The sequence below is a fragment of the Mitsuaria sp. TWR114 genome (genome assembly GCF_007997345.1).
Map to the genome: position 1 here is coordinate 1 of NZ_VOSR01000538.1, position 947 is coordinate 947.

Consider the following 947-nt stretch of genomic DNA (forward strand, 5'->3'; position numbering starts at 1 on the left):
ACGCCCGGCTGCGGCTGCTGCAGGCCCAGGTCGAGCCGCATTTCCTGTTCAACACCCTGGCCAATGTCCGGGCGCTGGTGGAAACCGGCTCGCCGCAGGCGGCGCCGGTGCTGCGCAGCCTGATCGCCTACCTGCGCGCCGCGATGCCGCGCTTGCAGGGCGACGCCACCACGCTGTCGGACGAACTGTCCCTGGTGCGCGCCTACCTCGAGTTGATGCACCTGCGCATGCCGGACCGACTGGACTTCTTCGTGGACCTGCCGCCCGAGCTCGGCAGTCTGCGCTTCCCGCCGATGGCGCTGCTGACGCTGGTCGAGAACGCGGTGCGCCACGGCATCGACCCGAGCGAGGAGGGCGGTCGCATCGAGGTCGGCGGCGAGCGCGTCAACGACCAGGTGCGGCTGTGGGTCAGCGACACCGGCGTCGGCATGACGCAGGCGATGGGCAGCGGCACCGGGCTGCGCAACCTTCGCGAGCGCCTGACGCTGTTCTACGGCCTGGGCGCAGCCTTGGCGCTCACCGAGAATCGCCCGCACGGCCTGCGCGCCGAACTGACTTTCACCCCTGCAACGAGATGAGTGCCGCAGCCTCCCCCGTGTCGACCGCGCCGACCGCCCTGATCGCCGACGACGAACCGCTGCTGCGCGACAGCCTGCAGCGCAGCCTCGCGCTGCTGTGGCCGGAACTGCGCGTCGTCGCGCAGGCGCGCAACGGCCGCGAGGCGGTGGAGATGTTCGAGCTTCACCGGCCCGACATCGCCTTCCTCGATGTCCACATGCCCGGCGTCAACGGCATGGAGGCGGCGCGGCAGATCGCGCGTCAGGCGCAGGTGGTGTTCGTCACCGCCTTCGAGGAATACGCGCTGCAGGCCTTCGAACGCGGCGCGATCGACTACCTGGTCAAGCCGGTGTCCGCGATGATCCTGCACGCCAAGCTGCGCGCGATGC

Annotated in this window: 2 protein-coding genes; both read left to right on the forward strand. The window is 70.4% G+C overall.

Annotated features, from left to right (window positions below):
• A partial coding sequence (locus FUT87_RS18760) for a sensor histidine kinase (protein WP_186830624.1) occupies positions 1-578 on the forward strand: 578 nt, incomplete at its 5' end.
• Positions 575-947: LytTR family DNA-binding domain-containing protein (locus FUT87_RS18765; protein ID WP_147242005.1), on the forward strand; the 373-nt coding region annotated here is incomplete at its 3' end. The genes FUT87_RS18760 and FUT87_RS18765, both read left to right, overlap by 4 nt.